Raw genomic sequence first — 17,258 nt, forward strand, 5'->3', positions numbered from 1 at the left:
AATTTCTCAATAATGGACCTTTTTAACGACCATTAAAAACCCTATTCTGCTCGTCATGGGAAGCACGCCATGCAATGGCGGACGTTCGCCATCGCTTACGGGAGAGAAGAGGAATGGCACACAAGGTATTTGTTGCGGGCGCAACCGGCGCGATTGGTCGAGTGCTGACGCCGTTGCTGGTCGAGGCAGGCTACGAGGTATTCGGCGGCACGCGGCATGCGCAGCGCGCGAAACACCTGGAAGCAGTGGGCGTCGTGCCGGTCGTCGTCGACGTGTTCGATGCGAATGCACTGCGGGACGCCTTGCGTCTCATTGCGCCGCATAGCGTGATCCATCAACTCACGGATCTGCCGGCCGGTCTCGATCCCGCCCGGATGGCCGAGGCCGTACAGAACAATGCGCGGATCCGCGACGAGGGTACGCGCAACCTGATCGCCGCCGCCATCGCGGCCGGCAGCAACCGGTTGATCGCGCAGAGCATTGCGTGGGCGTATCGGCCCGGCGCTACGCCGTATGACGAAACCGCGCCGCTCGACGTCGGCGCCGAAGGCGCGCGCGGTATCAGCGTGCGTGGCGTCGCGGCGTTGGAACGTCAGGTGCTGGAAGCTGCGCCGCTGAATGGCACGGTGCTGCGATACGGGCAGATTTATGGCCCCGGCACGGGTGCCGATGCGCCGAAGGGGTCTAGCCCGCTGCACGTCGAGGCTGCGGCGTACGCCGCATTGCTGGCGCTTCAGCAGGGTGCCGCAGGGGTGTACAACATCGCGCAAGACGACGCTGAAGTCAGCAGCGCCAAGGCGAAACGCGAGTTGCGCTGGCAAGCGAGCATGCGTCGGGAGGCAAGCGTATGAACGCGCGCGTGCTGTCGTATCGGCCGAATCTGAGCGCCGGCAAACCCGCACTAGTTGCCGCGCTCGCCTTGACCGTACTGTCGCTCGGTCCGGCAGCGCCGCATTCGGCGTTCGACTGGTTCGCTACGCTTTGCGGCGGTACTCAGCGCAGCGGTCCGTTGCTGTCGAGCGGTTCGTTGAATACGAATGGCGCTTCCGCGAGCCGGCCTGCGTCGGTCATCAAGGTGTTGTCGTGCGAAGCGTTGCCCAATGCGCCGGGTAAATCGATCACGACGATCACCGTCGACTATGCGCCGCTCGCGTTCACGCCGGCGCATCGTCATCCGGGTTCCGTCACGGCGGTCGTGCTGCAGGGAACGGTGCGCTCGCAACTCGGCGGAGGGGCTGCGATCAATTACACCGTGGGCCAGACGTGGTTCGAACCGCCGGGTACGCTTCACGTGTTCGCGGAAAACCCCGATCCGGTTCATCCGGCGAAACTGCTGGCGACGTTCGTGGCGGATACGGGGTGTGGGGCGTTGGTGTTGCCGCCGGATTAGTGTCCGATTAGCGGGGTGCTGCGTGGACGCGCCCGTTGACCAGGCAACCGGTACGTCCATATCGGCCGCCGATGTAGCGCGCCGATGTGAATCTCGCTACGCGTTTCGTAAGCTGCTGAACAAAGTCTTCGCCAGCGCGCTCATGTCGTCGCCGCCCTCGCGCAGCGACGCAATCCCGGCGCCGACGGCCAGCGTCTTCTCCGCTCGGCGCGCGCAATCTCGCTCGACGCTTTCCCGAATCGCCAGCGGCAACGCCGCAATCTGATCGACAACCTGGAAATCGCCGAGCCCGGAGAGCATCGGATTGTCGGAACCGCTGAGCATCGAACGCGCATCGGCTTTGAAGAGCACTAGCGGCTTGCCCGCGTGCCACGCGAGCGACGCTTCCACCACCGTGCCTTCATCGGCGACACGGCCGTTCAGATTGGCAACCACCACGTCGCAACGTTCGAGCAATTGATACGTATCCAGACTGAAGATCGCGCGATCGAGAATCTGCGCGGCCTCTTCAGCCGATGCACCCAGCTTCTCCAGCTCGGGTCTGAGCCGCGCGAATTCCAGACCATCGCGATGCGGCAGAAACGTTGCGAAACCCGCGACTTCCAACGTGTGTGCAATCGAATCCATTTCCGCACGTTCGGCTGCATTGAACAGCGGACCGGCGCAATACACGCGTAGCATTTTTTTGCGTCTCCTGAAGAGTGGCCTGAATCGCGAGACGCCTTTGCAGCATTCGCCGCGTGAATCGTCCCACTGCCAAGAGCTTAACGCGCCGACGAACAACACGCTAAATCAGGTCACCTGTCGCGCGGATTTGTCGCTCAGGCGAGGACGCCAAGCGTACCTCGCCGCGCGCCCTTCACCGCATTAATCGTAGTGACGATGCCGATGACGCCGCTTGTCCGAGCGAGAGCCGCGCGAATAGTCGTCCGAGTACGAGTTAGAACGCGACATGTTGCCGCCGAGCGCCGAGCCCGCGCCGCCGCCCAACGCCGCACCGACGAGGCCACCGCTGCGGCCGCCCATCGCATTGCCGGCCGCGGTACCCGCGCCGCCACCCAGTGCGCCGCCGATAATCGCACCGGTACGTTCACGACGATTCGATGTGACCGCACCACCCGCGCCACCGCCGACCGCGCCACCGAGAATAGCGCCGGTACTGCCGCCGACCGCACCGCCCAGGGCAGCGCCGGCCACCCCGCCGAGCGCGCCGCCAAGGGCGTTATTCATGTCACCGGCCATTGCCGGCACAGAGGCCGCAGCGCCAAGCACTGCGATAGCGAGCATCTGAACGAGTTTCTTCGACATAAAAAAGCTCTTTTGTGTTTGGACGGCGCCGAGTATAACCGGCAATTTGAAAGCTTTTTGTAACCACCCAAACACACGTCCGTAAGACGTGTAACAAAAGATCAATGGCGCTCGGCCGATCTTATCCGCGCCGTTTCTTCTTCAACTCGATCGTCTCGAACAGCTCGTAGTTCTGCGTCGGTGTCTGGTCCGCGCCGGGTGCGTGATAGTAGTTCATCGTGATCGTCGTCTCGCCGCCGCGCTCCCCCGGATCGTGATCGAACACCGCAATGCCGTAGCCCGTGCCGGTGTCGCGCTGCGCCGACCAGATCGCGTCTTCAACCGCATCCGCGCCGTTGCGTACGAAGGTGCCCGCCGTCGTGCCGGGAACCGGACGGTTTGGCCGCGTGAAAAGGCGCGCCTGCGGCATGCCCGTGCCGGCGTCCACGCCGTACACGTCCAGCGGCGCGCTCGTGCCGCCGCCGCCGAGAATCAGGTGAATCGTGCCGTGGCTGGTATCGAACGTCGATGCCCCCGACGAGACCGCCGACATCACCGGCTTCGGCTGCAACGTATCGACCGGACGGCCCGTGGCAATGTCGGTGCCTTTGTTGTGATTGCAACCACGCACGGGGTAGCTGCGCTCGTAGTCATGATCGTGACCGCACAACACGAGGTCCACGCCGTAGCGATCGAACAGCGGCAACCACGCTTCGCGCAGACCCTTGTCCGAGCCGTTGCCGGTCTTCGACGAACTCAACGCGTCCTGATGCATCTGCACGACGATCCAGTCGACTTCGCTGTCCTCGGCGGCATGACGAAGAACTCTTTCGAGCCAGCGGGTTTGCTCGCCGTCGCTATAACCGCGTACGTACAGCGAAGTGCCGGGTTGAATCGGCGGATTGCCGGTGCTGGCCACCGGCACCAGCGGGTCCGGGCCTGCAACGAAAGCGGCGGCGTCCTGATAGACGACGTCGTCCGCGTCGAGCGAGATGAACAGCACCGAGCTCACGCGGAAGCTGTACCAACGCCCCTGAAAACGCGTGTGATTGTCCGGCAGCGTATAGCGTGCGAGGTACGACGCGAGGCCTTGTTCGCCGTTGTGAAATTCAAGTTCGTGATTGCCGGGACACGGCATCCACGGCCGGTTGGCCGCCGAGGTCTGGCAGTTGTTGCCGAAGTCGCGCCACACATCCGGCTGATGCATCGGGTTCAGATTCGCGTAGCAGAGGTCGCCGTTGAGCAAATGAAACAACGGCTCGAAACGTTCGACCGCTTGCACCGCGAAGCGGCTTTGCGGCGACGACAGGACCCAGCCGGTATTAGGCGTTGCGAGATCACCGTAGCTGGTCCAGCGGAACGCCGCACGGCCGCGCGGCGCGGTGCGGAAGTTTGCCGTGAACGGCTGCGCCGCGTTGCTGTCGTTCTCGGCGGTGACTTCGTATTCGTAGCTCGTGTCGGACTTCAGGTCACGCAAACGGGCGTGATAGGCGAACACCACCTCGCCGTTGATGCCGTCGGTGTACGTGCTTTGCACCGCATGCACCGTGTGCTTCGCGCCACCCGCGGCGCCGAAACGCACTTGCGGCTTCACGGCTTGCGCCAGCGTCGCCCACGACACGGTGGCTTCGCTCGACGGGTCGTTGCCCCACGTCAGGTGAATCTGCTCGGGCGTGCCATCGGGCGTGCTGCTCGCAGCTCGCGCCGTCGATGCGAACGTGCTGGCGGCGGTGGCGAGACTGGAGGCACCGGCAAACTTCAGAAACCCACGACGCGAAACGATCGAAGCGCCCTGTTCGGACGGCACGGCATTGGCGGTTTTCTTGTTCGACATGTCGGATATTTTTCTATGGGGTGGAAGGATGCCGGCGATTACGCGGAGAGACCGTGCTGCGGCGTAGGCGGCAGGGAGGCTGCTGAATGCGCACCACGAAGGTGACCCGCGATCCTAGCCGTGAAGCTATGACAGCCGGATGAAAACAGTCGTACGAAAAGTACTTTGAATCAGCGTGCGATTGGGAATGGCGAGCCAGAACAGGCCGCTTTGATGTAAGGCGAATAATGCTTACAGATGAACGACATTGATACTGCGACAGTCACGTTAATGAAAGGGAAATTGACGGGCGCGTGGGTGTGGTGAAGTGATGCGAGGTGATGCGAAGTGATACGTTGATCGCGAGGCCGCCGGGGCCTCAATCCGTCATAAGGATCACGTTTCCGGCGGCCTGCATTTGCTCACGCCTGCGGAGCCGAGTCGTCCGTGGCTTGCGTGTCTGCTGCCGTGTCTTGCGGCTGGTCGTCTTTCTTTTCGACCATTTCTTCCAGCTTACCGGCGCCTTCGAAACCGGCTACTGCCGCAATGCCTTTCGTCAGCAAGCCCGTGCCCGGATCCACTTTTTCTGCTGCTTCAACGGCGGCAAATGCCCCTGCAATCTTTCCTGCTTCGTCCAAGAGTCCCATGGCGCTCTCCTCGAAAAAAAGTGAATTAGCATCCTCTCACGAACTCGGCGGCTTGTCGTCAAATGTAAATTGCACATGACGATTGGCGGCTAAACCGGCGGCGAAGCGCTACCGCTTCGGCGGCTGCGGATTGTTCCCAGGATTCGTATCGAACCGGGCAACGCCTTTGATTCCGTCGTCACCAACCAGCTTCAGGAGATCGGCCTCCATGTCATCCGCAATGAGCTTGCTATAGATATCCTCGCCGTTCACATAGACCGTGAATGACTGAAGATACTTCGCCTTCTTCTGCGGATTTTCGATCGTCTCGCGAGTCCACTGATATAGCGGATAGTTTTCCGTGCCGAGTCTCTCTGCCTCACGCACATAATCGGCGAATGCATCGAACTGACATTTCAACGTGGCGTCGTGTTTGTGCAGAACGTCACGCAACGCCGGGTGCGATGCACACGCCGGGTCGGTGCGCAAAGCATCGGCCAGTTCGGATGCCAACGTTATTCTGAGCTGGAACTGCAAGGTGGATTCCATCTTTGCCTCATTCTTTATCCGCCAGATGCGCAATCACCGGCTCGTCGATTCGTGCAATCTCGCTGCCGCGCACGGGCCTGCCGAGCAGAAAGCCCTGGGCGTGCGTGCAACCGCATACCCGCACGAAGTCCAACTGTTCCTGCGTCTCGATACCTTCCGCCGTGGTGGGAATGCCGATTTCGCGTGCGAGCGCAACGATTCCGCGAACCACCGCGGCGGATTCGCGGCGATGCACCGACTCCTTGACGAACGAACTGTCGATCTTCAGCTTGTCGAACGAGAAACGCACTAGCGTCGACATGGTCGAGAAGCCGGTACCGAAATCGTCGAGCGCGAGTCCGATACCCAATGCGCGCAACCGCGCGACGTTGCGCCGGGTGACGATGTCGTCATTCAACAGCACGGTTTCCGTCACCTCGATATTCAGTCGTACGGGCGGGAGCTTCGTTTTACGAAGAATCACCGCCACGCTCGAAGCGAACGATTCCTCCCGCAGTTGCACCGGCGACACGTTCACGGCGACCACGACCTTGTCTTGCCACGTCACGGCCTCCCTGCAAGACTGCAGCAACGCCCATTCTCCAAGAGCCAGAATCAGGCCGGTACGCTCGGCAGTCGGAATAAATGCGGAAGGAGGCAGTTCGCCGCGCGTCGGATGCGTCCAGCGAATCAGCGCTTCGCGGCCGGAGACCACGCCGCTGCTGAGATCGACGATCGGCTGATACTCCATGCGCAAACCGCTATACGACTGCAGTGCGCCTTCCAGGTCGCTGCGCAGCAGGCTCAGGCTCTCGTCCGACGCATGCTTGCCGGCATCGAACAGCGCGAACGCGCTTTTACCGCTGCGTTTGACCGAATACAGCGCGCGGTCGGCGCAGATCAGCAATTGCGGTCCGGTCTTCGCGTGTTCCGGATAGAGGGCCACGCCCACGCTGGCGCCGATATGCACCAGCGCCTCACGCAAGGCAAACGGCCGCGCCAACGTTTTGACGATGCGATCCGCCAGCATACGAACGTCGCTCGCCTGGCGCGTTGCGTCTGAGATGGCGACGAACTCGTCGCCCGCCAGGCGTCCGACGAGATCGCCGCCCGGCAGCACTTCGCGCAAGCGGATCGCCGCCTCCTGGAGGATCTGGTCGCCCGCCGCATGGCCCAGGCTGTCGTTGATCGCCTTGAAACCGTCCAGATCGATCAGTAGAACCGCGAATTGTTGATCTTCGCGCAGCGCGCCCAATTCGGTGCGCTCCAGCAGCAGTTCGCTGAGTCGTGCGCGGTTCGGCAAGCCCGTGAGACTGTCCTGACGGGCCAGACGATGACTGTTTTCGCGCGCCAGCAGCAAGGCCACCGTGTCACGATTGCTGCGCAGCGCTACCGTGAAAAATCCGGCTGCGCAGAATGGCGCCTGAAACAACAATACGAGTTTGCCGGAGCCCGGCGAGAGCGCTGCGCCCAGACCCAATAGCCCAAGAATGAAAGTAATCTGCAACAGCACGAGCCTTGGGGTGCCGGCATTGCGTCCCGCCAGACCGCCAACCACACCCACAGCGCAAACGTTTCCGAGCAGGAATAAGGTCGCGTCCCCGCTCATGTTGCACAGCAACGTGCCGAGTCCAAATAGCGCACTCCAAAGCAGGCTGGCGAATAGAAACGCGGAAGTCGGAGTCGGCTGGCCAAGAGCGCTGCGGGTGCAGCACAACCAGATAATCGTGAGGCGGGCAATCAGCAGCGCGACGACCGCAATCCCCCAGCCGGCGTAGAGCGCGTTCGGATAGAGATAAAACGCCGTGGCGCAGACGCTGATTTCGCAGATCGATGCGAACACAATCGACGCGGTACGCGTGAAAAGATTGGCAAGCAGTACCTGCCGATTGTCCGCGCTCAGGTTCTGAGCGGAAGAGACGACCCACTTGAAAAATGGAGACCTTGGTTCGCTGAAAGCCATGACCTGCGCATTTTGTTGATTGATGGATCGGTACCCCTATGGTGCGCGATTATTACGTAAACACAATGAATCGGGTTGATTCGGGCGTGGGACGTCGCGTATTGGGACGACGAGATAGAGAGTGGCCGAGTGGCCATTCTGGAAGAGAAAGATATCAAGCTCGACTGTCTATTTTCGAGCATACGCAATCGAGATGGCGCGAACCTGACGCGCACATGGCCGGATTGGCCATGTGCGCGCATTGAGAGGAAAACGACAGAAAAAACTTTGGCGTAGCGCGCTTTGCTATGACCCTCTAGCCAGTTTGATCGCGCGTTCAGGGCAGGCCGTCACGCAAAGTCCACACGAACGGCAAGCATCGGCGTTGGGCGTATAGGCCACTTTCATGCCATGCACCCGCAGCTTGAAGCGATTCATTGCGCCCAGCTTCTGGTAGTCGGCGTCGTCGATACGGCGGATCTCGAACACGTTCTCGGGGCACACCTCCAGACAGTCCCCCTTGCCTTCACAACGCCGCAGGTCGACCACGGGCACAATCACGCCCGCCTCCTGCTTGCACTCGGCCGTCGCTTTCTGACGCATGCTCATTCTCCCTTGCGTCGACCGAAACGGATTTGCCAGGTTGCCTGGAATTGCTCGCGTTCCTCCGGCGTCATGGCCTGCCATTTGCGCCAGTGCCGCCGTTCGCGCCAGCCGCCGCCGTGTCCGCGAAACCCGCCGAACAGAATGCGGCTCAAGACCAGCAGACCCAACGCGTGCCAGAAATCGATCAAGCGTGCGCCGACGAACAGCGCCGGCACCACCCAGTTCCACAAGGTCATCACCGCCCAGCCGAGCACCGCGACGCCGACCACCACGAGCGGCACGATTGCAATACATTTGATTCGAGATTTCATCCGTCGACTCCTTTAAAGATCCAGTTCGTCATAAACCATTTGCAGACGGGCCCGCAGATGCAATACCGCATAGCGTTTGCGAGCAAGCAGGGTGTTAACCGCCACACCCGTTTCCGCAGCCATATCCTTGAACGTGCACCCCTCCAGTTCGTGCGCGATGAACACGTCGCGCTGGTTGGGCGGCAATTCGTCGAGTGCATCCTGCAAGGTCTCGAGCAACGCGGCGCGCGCGTATAGCGCTTCGGGGCCGGCGTCATGCGCCGGTAGCGCGAGATCGAGCCGATACTCGTGATCGGCTTCGTCGCCGTCGTCGATGAGTTCCGATAGCGGTTGCTCTTTCTTCTTGCGAAAACGGTCGATGATGCGATTACGCGCGGCGCGAAACAGCCATGCGCTCGCCTGCTCGATGGGCGCGGGAAGCCGGTACGCCTGCACGAACTCGTAGAAGACGTCCTGCAAGATGTCCTCGGCCTCGCCGGGATCGCGCACCCGGCGCCGAATGAAATTCCCGAGCTTCGTGCGCTCACGCACCACGGTCGCGGTGATATCGCTATCTCGGTCTTTCATCGTATCCGGGGTGGGCTGCGGTTCCATGCGTCTGAAGACGTTTCAGGGTCGCGGATATTGTGGGCCGTTTGAAGAATCTTTTGGCGCCTGCCGAACAGCGGCCGGGAAGGTTGTGGCGCAAAGCGGCATATGAGCCGCCGCGCCACGTCATCAGACGGCGTAGTAGCCGGGTTGATCGATATCGGTGAGCAGATCCGGACCTGTCGGCGACCAGCTGAGCAGCGAGCGGGTGCGCGCGCTGGTGCCGGCCATGTCCGCGCCGACGAAGGCAGCGAACCAGCCAAAGTGCTCGCGGCCACGCGATTCGACCGGCACGCCGAGCCGGCGTCCAATCACCCCGGCGAGATCCTTGAACAACACGCCCTCGTCCGCGACCGCATGGTAGACGGATTCGGTCGCGCCCTGCTCGACCGCCAGGCGGTAGACCCGCGCGGCATCGAGTCGATGTACGCCGCCCCAGCGGTTCAGGCCTTCGCCGAGATAGGCAGACACACCCGTTTCACGCGCCATGCGAATCAGCATCGGCACGAAACCATGGTCGCCCGTGCCATGAACCGACGGCGCGAGCCGGACCGTCGCGGCGCGCACGCCGCGCTCCGCCAACGCTCTCGCGGTGGTCTCCGACTTACGGGGAAACGACGGGTCCGGCACGTCCTCTTCGGTCGCGGCCCGGCCCGCTGCGAGGTGCGCGAGACCCGAGGTCACGAGAAGCGGACGGTCCGAGCCTTGCAACGCACTGCCGAATGCTTCGATCGCGCGCCGTTCCTGCTCGGCATTCTCAACGAACTTTGAAAAATCGTGATTGAAAGCGGTGTGAATCACCGCGTCCGCCGCCGACGCGGCGCTGTGCAACACGTCGAGATCGTCGAGCGTGCCGCGGATAACCCGCGCGCCGCTCGCGGCCAGCGCGGCCGCCTTGTCGTCGGAACGGACGAGGCCCGTCACCTGGTGGCCCGCGTCGAGAAACTCACGAACCACGGCGGAGCCGACCCATCCGGTGGCGCCGGTTACGAATACTTGCATAGACTGAAACTCCTGCGCGCCCGCGCGGCCATCAGGTCCGGCGGAAACTCGTTTGAAATTGTCAAAGGTCGAAGGTGCCGCGATACTGTTCTTCCGCATCAGACCGGGTATTGATTTCGACGAGTACGCCGCCCGGTACTTCACAGAAAAACCGCGAGCCGCGTTCGTGTTTGAATACGCTGGTTTTCATCACGACGCCGGCCGTGGCCATGCGGTCGTAAAGCGCGCGCACGTCGTCGAGCGTTCCCAGTTCGAAGCCGATGTGAAAGTTGTGCGGCCACGCAACCGGATGGTCGCCAGCGTCGTCGATCACGATGTCGAAACCGGGGCGTTTCAGAATCCAGCTACCGTGCCGTCCGGTAACCGTGCAGCCGAGATGTTGTTCGAAGAAGGTCGCCGTCGCGCTCACGTCGGACGAGGGGATGCTCATGTGATTGAGCTTCATGGGGGTGATATCGGTCATGTCGATCTCCGTTGATCCGGATCGCTCGTTGCGTTCCGTACGGAGAATGTTACGAGTAAAAGCTCGCGTTCAATACTCGCGTCGCCCGCACCTGTACGGATGACCGCGCGAGCCCGCGCTACGGGCGTTTCCGGGCGCGCGGCGAGGTCTTGCGCGGGGCTTGCTCGCGTTTGTCCTGCGTTGGCGGCGACTCGTCCGTACGCGCAACCGAAGAAACGCGCGTCGACTCGACGCCAGTGGTCGACATCAACGTGAGGTAGCCGAATACGGCGGCCGTCACGCGGCGAATCAGTCCGGCCATGTCCGTCTCTTCCCGCTCGCCTGCCGCGTCCACGAGGCCGCGAATCATGGCCAGCAGGTCGCGCGAGGCGAGCAACGTGTCCTCTTGCGGCGGCAGACCGTCGCGCGCAAGGATTTCGGTCAGCAAAGTACGTATCGAGCCTTTCGTGGAGAGTGCCGCGCGCATGTGCGGCCGGCTCTCTTCGACGTCGAGCAGTCGCGCGAGCGTGGGCCGCGCGAACTGCTGCCGCACCGATACGCCAATCAGGTAATCCAGCGCGACCGATCCGTTGGCGTGGTCGAGAGCCGCTAGCGCCTCCTGATAGAAGCCTTCGCTTTCACGCTGCATCAGCGCGAACGTGAGCGCGTCCTTGCTGGGAAAGTACTGGTATAGCGAGCCGATGCTGACACCGGCGCGCTCCGCCACCGCGTTCGTGTTGAAACCTTCGAGCCCCTTGTTTTCGAGGACCTGGGCGGCGGCTTCGAGCAGGGTGGCGACCATGCGTTCGGAGCGGGCCTGGCTGGGCGCCCTGCGCGGTTTAACCGGCGACGAATTGGACTGTCGAGGCATGCGGCGAGTGGAATGGGAAAGTGATTAGCGTTAAAGACGCAGTCTAAGCAATCTCGTGCGGCGCGTTAATAGCGATTGTCGACCATAAGGCGCGCAGGCGGCGCATGGCCTCATAGCGTATCAAAGCCCGTCGGCGGCCGCCCAGAAGTGACGCCAGACTCGCCATTGCGAACATAAGGCACACCAGGGCGCTGGTCGATAAAGGCGATCTCGCGGTTGGCAAAGCACGTATCAAGGATCTCGAACTCGCATGGGACGACGCCGAGCCGTCGTTGAAGCCATGTGCCGCCGCGGACTGGCACACCGTCGACAAAGCCATCGACCGCGCGTTGAGCGCATTGCGCGCGAGCACGCCGAACGCAGTCGAATGCAGTCGAATGCAAACAGTCCCTTGCCGATCTTCTGGCGATCACGGACAGAATGCGCGGCAAGACTTGATGCCCTGTTCAATGCGCGCGGCTTTCCCACGTTCGAAACGCTCGCTTAAGGTTCCCTCAAGGAGCTCGAACGCATAGTTCGCGCCACGGGTGGCTCGCCCTGCACCCGCGAAGCGAAGGCATTCCCCGAACTCCTCGACTCGACGATGCCCCTGAAGGCGTCGCTTCAGGCGCGCCGCCCCGCCGCCCTCCGTTTCCACCCAATCCATGAACACTCACAGAATTCTTGAGCGAGCCGGTTTGCGACCCACGTTTCCTCGTGTCCTGGTGCTGGAATTTTTTCAGGAACACGCTCATGAACATCTCGCTGCCGAAGCGGTTTACCTGCGTCTCAACGAAGATTCGCGCAACATGAGTCTGGCAACCGTCTACCGGGTTCTGGCTCAACTGGTGGACACGCGGTTATTGTCCAACGTAGCCTTCGGCGACGGCCGCATGGTCTATGAACTGGATGACGGCAATCCGCACGATCACATCGTTTGCAATGCATGCGGCGGCGTTCAGGAATTCTTCGATGCTGAAATCGAGGCGCGGCAGCAAGCTGTCGCGGAGCAATTCGAATTCGCGGTGTCGGGGCGACGCCTGGTGTTAGCCGGTTTGTGTGTCGAATGCAGAAAGGGCAGCGCACCAGCCAGGCGGACGGTCCGCAAATAGCGGTCCGCTCCGGCTTCAGGTGGCTGCTTTACGTGGCTGCCCTATTCACGACAGAATTCACGGCGGCCGTACGCCGCCTACGGCTTGCCTTTAAGCGTGAACGGAGCCAGCAGTGCCTGCACATCCACCCGTTGCCCCTGAAGCAGAAGCAGCCGCGCGTGAAGCACCGTGTTTTCCAGCACCAGCTTCGCGGTACTCAACAGGTAAAGCGCGTGGATATCGGACACGGCCATGTTGCCCGCTTCGACCTGGTGGTGACGCTCAACCAGAGAACTCATCACGAGCTGCCTGAGTTCCTGCTCTCCGAATGGAAGGTCCGCGTAATCGATCGGGTCGTCGGCTTCGACCTCTCGCAGCATCTCAACGAGCGTTTCCGTGCTTACTTGCATGTTTCGGCTCCACGTTGTCGGTTAGGGCCAGCAGCATCAAGCTACGTCATCCAGCACGTCTAGCCTACTGCTTCGATTTCACCGCGTCCAGCGTGCTGTCGTTTCCCGCGTTGGTCGTGTGCAGCACGGAAGAAACAAAGGTCTGGAAACCCGGCTCCCAGATCGGAATCGCACTGTCGACCGCGAACATGCCGTGGCCATCCCGGCCAAACGGTTGCTCGATCACCAACTGCCCCTGACCGCCCGCCGCCTGAAATGCGCTGAACCAGCTACGCACGACATCGGGTGCGAAAAACATATCGTTCTGGACGTAGTGCCAGAAAACCGGAACATGCGTTGTCGACGCGTAATGCCCAATCGTCTCGGCCATTCTCTCCGGCGCGCATGGATCGCCGGGATGGGTGGCGGGGCGGCCGCCACGTCCACCGGAGAAGTTGACCACGGCGATAACGCCCGGCGGAGAAAAACTGGCGGCCGCGAGAGACGCGAATCCCCCCGCCGACTGCCCCACCAGGATCACATGATTTTTGTCGATTTGCGGCAATGTGTCGGCAAACGCGATCGTGGCCAGCAGATCCTGGGCCGCCGCGTTACCGGCCGCCACGAAGTCGGGCCGCTTGCACGAGCCGGCGTCTTCGGCGAACGTGCCGCCCGTCGCGCCATAACCGCGGCGTATCGGCACGATGACCGCAAAGCCCATCCGGACGAACTCGCGAATCTGCGCAAGCTTGCGATAGCGGCCGACCTTCACACGGTCACGGGCGTTCGGCGGATTGCCGTGACTGAGAACGATGAGCGGGAATGGACCCGCGCCGTCGGGCATATAGGTCGTCGCGACGAGCTCGCGCTGGCCCATGCCGAAGAATCCTTTTTCGGTCGTCGGCACCGACACGACGGTTTCATGCAGGTCCGTCGCCGTCGGGTCCAATTCTCCCGCGATAGCGGAACATCGCCATAGCGCGAGCGTTAGCGCGCAGAAAAACAATCCAATGCGGAGCAGGTTCTTATTGTTCATATGCCTTTTGAAAGACTTTATCTGCACGAGTTTGAAGAGAAGCTACTTAGGTCATTCGTCGTCACCGACGCTACCTTACTGCTTTTCTTCCTGCTGCGGCAGATCTCGTCTTTTCAAGGCTAATGGGCTTCTGCTCCGCTTCGACAGCGCCGTGTCACGGCAGCGTAATCGGCACCGGGCGCGTCAGCAGATCGACATAGAGGCTAAAGAACCGGTTGTTATCGAACTGTGTGACATACGTAATCTTGTTCGGCGAAGCGCCGGACGCAGGCTGATCCGGATAGACCGTCACATGCCCTTGATTTTCGCTGCTCGTGGTGTCGATATCGAGGTAAGCGCTTTTGGTCTGCGTGGCATACGTCGGATCGAGGAAGTAGGCAATCGTCAACGTGTCGAACAGGTCGGTGTTGTCGGCAAACGCGCCCGCATTCGCAATGCCGTAGGCCTTCGTCACTGCGGTCTGCTTGGTCGGGTTGTTGACGATCTGGTCGTACACGCTTTGCGTGAGCGGCACCGTGTTCGTCACGTCGAGCGGAATCACGGCTTGCGGAATCGTGGTCTGCAACACAGTGCGCACGGCAAGCGGATCGAACCACCAGTTAAGCTCGGCCACGGCGTTCGCGTTGCCCGGCACCGCCATCGCACCGCCCATGTAAACGATCTGTTTGATCAGCGGCACGATCTCCGGCGCCTTCATGATGGCCGTGGCGAGATTGGTCGGTGGCCCGACTTCGAGAATCGTCACCTGATTCGGGTAGCCCTTGATGGTCTGGATCATGAAGTCGGCGGCGCTTTGCGTCTGCAGCCTGGTCGACACCGCGAAGCCGTCCGGCGGCGGGACGAGTTGCGACTGTTGCGTCGGCTCGGGCCGGCTCCATGCGCCGAAATAGCCTTGCGGATTGGCCGCCTGCTGCGCGCGTATGGCCGCCACGTCGTATTGCAGCGGATAGTCCGCGCCGCCGTAGACGCCCACCACGTTCTGCACGCCCATGCGTTCCACGGCTTTCAACGCATCCGATTCTTCCTGCAGCAGCCAGTCGTTGCCGGTGACGACCGTGAGCCCGAGCAGATTGACCTTGCCTTGCCCCATCAACTGCGTGGTCATGGCGAAGAGCTGGCCGTCGTCGCCCATTGTGTTGAAGTCCGAGTCGATGATGATTTTCGGCGCGCCGGCCAGCGGATCGGTAGCCGTTACGCTCCCTCCGCAACTGGCCAGAACCGTGGACATCATCAGGATACCTAGACATTGTGATTTCATGTTTTTCGTCCAGTTTAGAGCGTGATTATCGAAGCGACACCATCGCGAGACGGTGTCGATAAATCGACGTCGAGCCACCCGGGCAGGGTGGCGGTACGGACAGCCTCACATCACACAACAGGCGCCCGTGTCAGGCTGCGCTATCCACTTCAGCGCGATTCGGAATGGACGGCTGCGCACCGGCGCGCGTCACGGAGATCGATGCCGCGCGTTGCGCGAGGCTGATGGCGCCTTCGAGAGGCTGGCGTGCGGCGAGCTGCGCGGCAAACACGCCGATAAAGGTATCGCCGGCCGCGGTCGTGTCGACTGCCTGGACTTGCGGCGCGGGAAAATGCTGGCCTTCACCGCCGTCCACCAGCAGATAGGCGCCCTGCGCGCCCAGCGTGACGATCACATTGCGCGCGCCGCCACGTTGCAATTCGGTCGCGGCCCGTCGCGCGCCGCTTTCCGATTCGACCGGCAGGCCGGCCAGGATAGCGGCCTCGACCTCGTTCGGCACGAGAAAATCGACCAACGGCAGCCATTCCGCCGGCAGCGGTCCGGTGGCCGGCGCCGGGTTCAGCACGGTGATCTTGCCCAGCCGGCGAGCCAGCGCGAGGGTCGCGTGAACGGCTTCCGGCGGCGTTTCCAGCTGGCACACCACGATGTCGCAAGCCTTGATCGCGGCTTCGTGACGAGCGATACCCTCAGGCGTCAGTTCGCCATTACTGCCCGCCACCACTACGATGGTGTTCTGCCCGTCGTCCGACACCGTCACCATCGCGACACCGGTTGGCTGGCTAGCATGCACCTCGATCCCGCTGCAGTCGATGCCCTCCGCTTCCAGATCCTTGACCCGTTGGGCCCCATTCGCGTCTTTGCCGACGCAGCCGACCATCGCCACCTGCGCGCCCATCCGCGCGGCCGCGACGGCCTGGTTGCCACCTTTGCCGCCGGCCACCTGCGAAAACTCATGCCCGCCGATGGTCTCGCCGGGACGCGGCAAATGCGGCGCGCGCGCGACCAGATCGGTATTGATACTGCCCACCACCAGGACGCGGCCCGGTTTCGTCTCTTTTGACACGTTCATTCTCCTGCTCACCATTGCGCGAATGGTCGATTTATGCGGCGCGACGCCGGCTTCGATAAGTATCCAGCACGACCGCCACCACGATGACGGCCCCCGTGATGATGCGTTTGGTCGGCTCGGTCGCACCGATCTGGGCAAGGCCCGCGGCCAGAACCGAAATGATCAATACGCCGAAAAAGGTGCTCGTCACCGAACCGCGCCCGCCCATCAAACTCGTGCCGCCGATCACGACCGCCGCGATCACCTGCAACTCGATGCCTTGCCCGGCATTCGGGTCCGCGGCTTCCAGCCGGGAAATCTGGAACAGCGCGGCGAGACCCGCCAGCAGGCCCATCATGGCGAACACGGCAATCTTGTAGGGCCGCGGATCGACACCGGCGAGACGCACCGCCTCTTCGTTCGTGCCGATACCGACGAGGTAGCGCCCAAACACCGTGCGCGTCAGCAAAAACTGGGCGGCCACCATCACAGCGATCGCGATCAGGAACGCCGGCGAAATGCCGAACGCGATCGGGTTCGACAGAAAATCGAAGGCGTCGCCGATATAAGCGGTGCGCGAATTCGTGAGTTGATACGCGACGCCACGCGCCGCTTCGAGCACACCGAGCGACACGATGAACGACGGAATCCGCCAGGCGACGGTGATCGCGCCGGTCACGCAACCGGTCAGCGTGGCGCCGGCCATGCCGAGCAGCGCCGACGGCAGCGGCGGCCAATGCCACAGCAAGGCCGCGACGCTGGTCAGGGCCGCGCCGAGCGCCAGCACGGAGCCGACCGACAGATCGATGCCCGCGATGATCAGCACGAAGGTCATGCCGACCGACATCACGACGAGGTCGGGAATCTGGTTTGCAATCGTGCTGAACGTGTCGTAGCTCAGGAAGTGCGAACTCAGCAGCGAGAACAGCACGATCATGCCAAGGAGCGCGCCGAGCAGTCCGAGGTAGTTCGAGAAGCCGAGACGGGTGCCGATCGGCGCTTTCTTCGGCGGTTCGTCTTGCAGCGTGGGCAGGCTGGTTGGTGCGGTCAT

At 62.2% G+C, this 17,258-nt stretch carries 20 protein-coding genes and 1 pseudogene; 4 read left to right on the plus strand and 17 right to left on the minus strand.

Annotated features, from left to right (window positions below; translation table 11 throughout):
- Positions 1–113: 113 nt before the first annotated feature.
- Both BX591_RS11725 and BX591_RS11730 read left to right on the plus strand, forming a co-directional pair.
- Positions 114–851, plus strand: coding sequence for an NAD-dependent epimerase/dehydratase family protein (locus tag BX591_RS11725; RefSeq protein ID WP_111931394.1), 738 nt, complete (start codon positions 114–116; stop codon positions 849–851).
- A complete protein-coding gene (locus tag BX591_RS11730) occupies positions 848–1,390 on the plus strand; it encodes a cupin domain-containing protein (RefSeq protein ID WP_111931396.1) in 543 nt (180 codons plus the stop codon). Before BX591_RS11725 ends, BX591_RS11730 begins: the two co-directional genes overlap by 4 nt.
- A gap of 96 nt (positions 1,391–1,486) precedes the next feature.
- Here the strand turns inward: BX591_RS11730 and BX591_RS11735 are convergent, their stop codons facing one another.
- From BX591_RS11735 to BX591_RS11790, 12 genes are all read right to left on the minus strand, one after another.
- Positions 1,487–2,071: a nucleoside 2-deoxyribosyltransferase gene (locus BX591_RS11735; RefSeq protein WP_111931398.1), complete on the minus strand. Its 585-nt coding sequence runs from the start codon at positions 2,069–2,071 to the stop codon at positions 1,487–1,489.
- Positions 2,072–2,257: 186 nt separating this feature from the next.
- Positions 2,258–2,698: a hypothetical protein gene (locus BX591_RS11740; protein ID WP_111931400.1), complete on the minus strand. Its 441-nt coding sequence runs from the start codon at positions 2,696–2,698 to the stop codon at positions 2,258–2,260.
- Between the two features lie 121 nt (positions 2,699–2,819).
- A complete protein-coding gene (locus BX591_RS11745; protein WP_111931402.1) occupies positions 2,820–4,511 on the minus strand; it encodes a purple acid phosphatase family protein in 1,692 nt (563 codons plus the stop codon).
- Positions 4,512–4,912: 401 nt separating this feature from the next.
- Positions 4,913–5,137: a hypothetical protein gene (locus BX591_RS11750; RefSeq protein WP_111931404.1), complete on the minus strand. Its 225-nt coding sequence runs from the start codon at positions 5,135–5,137 to the stop codon at positions 4,913–4,915.
- Positions 5,138–5,245: 108 nt separating this feature from the next.
- Complete coding sequence (locus BX591_RS11755) at positions 5,246–5,665, minus strand: hypothetical protein (RefSeq protein ID WP_111931410.1); 420 nt, start codon at positions 5,663–5,665, stop codon at positions 5,246–5,248.
- Between the two features lie 7 nt (positions 5,666–5,672).
- Positions 5,673–7,607: a putative bifunctional diguanylate cyclase/phosphodiesterase gene (locus BX591_RS11760; RefSeq protein ID WP_111931412.1), complete on the minus strand. Its 1,935-nt coding sequence runs from the start codon at positions 7,605–7,607 to the stop codon at positions 5,673–5,675.
- A gap of 285 nt (positions 7,608–7,892) precedes the next feature.
- Complete coding sequence (locus tag BX591_RS11765) at positions 7,893–8,189, minus strand: 4Fe-4S dicluster domain-containing protein (protein ID WP_111931414.1); 297 nt, start codon at positions 8,187–8,189, stop codon at positions 7,893–7,895.
- A gap of 2 nt (positions 8,190–8,191) precedes the next feature.
- Positions 8,192–8,503 (minus strand): hypothetical protein, encoded by a 312-nt coding sequence (locus BX591_RS11770; protein WP_111931416.1) that lies wholly within the window; start codon positions 8,501–8,503, stop codon positions 8,192–8,194.
- A gap of 12 nt (positions 8,504–8,515) precedes the next feature.
- Positions 8,516–9,097 carry an RNA polymerase sigma factor gene (locus BX591_RS11775; protein WP_167444532.1) on the minus strand — a complete coding sequence of 194 codons (582 nt, stop codon included), beginning with the start codon at positions 9,095–9,097 and terminating at the stop codon, positions 8,516–8,518.
- 123 nt (positions 9,098–9,220) lie between these two features.
- Positions 9,221–10,093: an SDR family oxidoreductase gene (locus tag BX591_RS11780; RefSeq protein WP_111931425.1), complete on the minus strand. Its 873-nt coding sequence runs from the start codon at positions 10,091–10,093 to the stop codon at positions 9,221–9,223.
- A gap of 61 nt (positions 10,094–10,154) precedes the next feature.
- Entirely contained in the window at positions 10,155–10,556 is a 402-nt protein-coding gene (locus tag BX591_RS11785) for a VOC family protein (protein WP_111931427.1), read from the minus strand.
- 118 nt (positions 10,557–10,674) lie between these two features.
- Positions 10,675–11,337 (minus strand): TetR/AcrR family transcriptional regulator, encoded by a 663-nt coding sequence (locus BX591_RS11790; RefSeq protein WP_338068892.1) that lies wholly within the window; start codon positions 11,335–11,337, stop codon positions 10,675–10,677.
- Between the two features lie 263 nt (positions 11,338–11,600).
- On the opposite strand from BX591_RS11790, the pseudogene BX591_RS11795 reads away from it, so the two are divergent.
- Both BX591_RS11795 and BX591_RS11800 read left to right on the plus strand, forming a co-directional pair.
- Positions 11,601–11,844: pseudogene (locus BX591_RS11795) on the plus strand (histidine kinase); the annotation flags it as partial.
- Between the two features lie 206 nt (positions 11,845–12,050).
- On the plus strand, positions 12,051–12,497 hold the full coding sequence (locus BX591_RS11800; RefSeq protein ID WP_111931431.1) for a Fur family transcriptional regulator: 447 nt from the start codon (positions 12,051–12,053) through the stop codon (positions 12,495–12,497).
- A gap of 77 nt (positions 12,498–12,574) precedes the next feature.
- On the opposite strand, the gene BX591_RS11805 is transcribed toward BX591_RS11800, so the two are convergent.
- From BX591_RS11805 to BX591_RS11825, 5 genes are all read right to left on the minus strand, one after another.
- Positions 12,575–12,886 carry a hypothetical protein gene (locus tag BX591_RS11805; RefSeq protein ID WP_035560047.1) on the minus strand — a complete coding sequence of 104 codons (312 nt, stop codon included), beginning with the start codon at positions 12,884–12,886 and terminating at the stop codon, positions 12,575–12,577.
- A gap of 64 nt (positions 12,887–12,950) precedes the next feature.
- Positions 12,951–13,814, minus strand: coding sequence for an alpha/beta hydrolase family protein (locus BX591_RS11810; protein ID WP_167444534.1), 864 nt, complete (start codon positions 13,812–13,814; stop codon positions 12,951–12,953).
- Positions 13,815–14,055: 241 nt separating this feature from the next.
- On the minus strand, positions 14,056–15,159 hold the full coding sequence (locus BX591_RS11815) for a nucleoside hydrolase (protein ID WP_111931435.1): 1,104 nt from the start codon (positions 15,157–15,159) through the stop codon (positions 14,056–14,058).
- Between the two features lie 130 nt (positions 15,160–15,289).
- The gene (rbsK, locus tag BX591_RS11820; RefSeq protein ID WP_111931437.1) at positions 15,290–16,228 is read right to left on the minus strand and encodes a ribokinase; all 939 of its coding nucleotides are present in this window, start codon (positions 16,226–16,228) and stop codon (positions 15,290–15,292) included.
- Between the two features lie 31 nt (positions 16,229–16,259).
- The gene (locus tag BX591_RS11825) at positions 16,260–17,258 is read right to left on the minus strand and encodes an ABC transporter permease (RefSeq protein ID WP_111931439.1); all 999 of its coding nucleotides are present in this window, start codon (positions 17,256–17,258) and stop codon (positions 16,260–16,262) included.

It is taken from the genome of Paraburkholderia bryophila (genome assembly GCF_003269035.1).
Classification (GTDB): Bacteria; Pseudomonadota; Gammaproteobacteria; order Burkholderiales; family Burkholderiaceae; genus Paraburkholderia; species Paraburkholderia bryophila.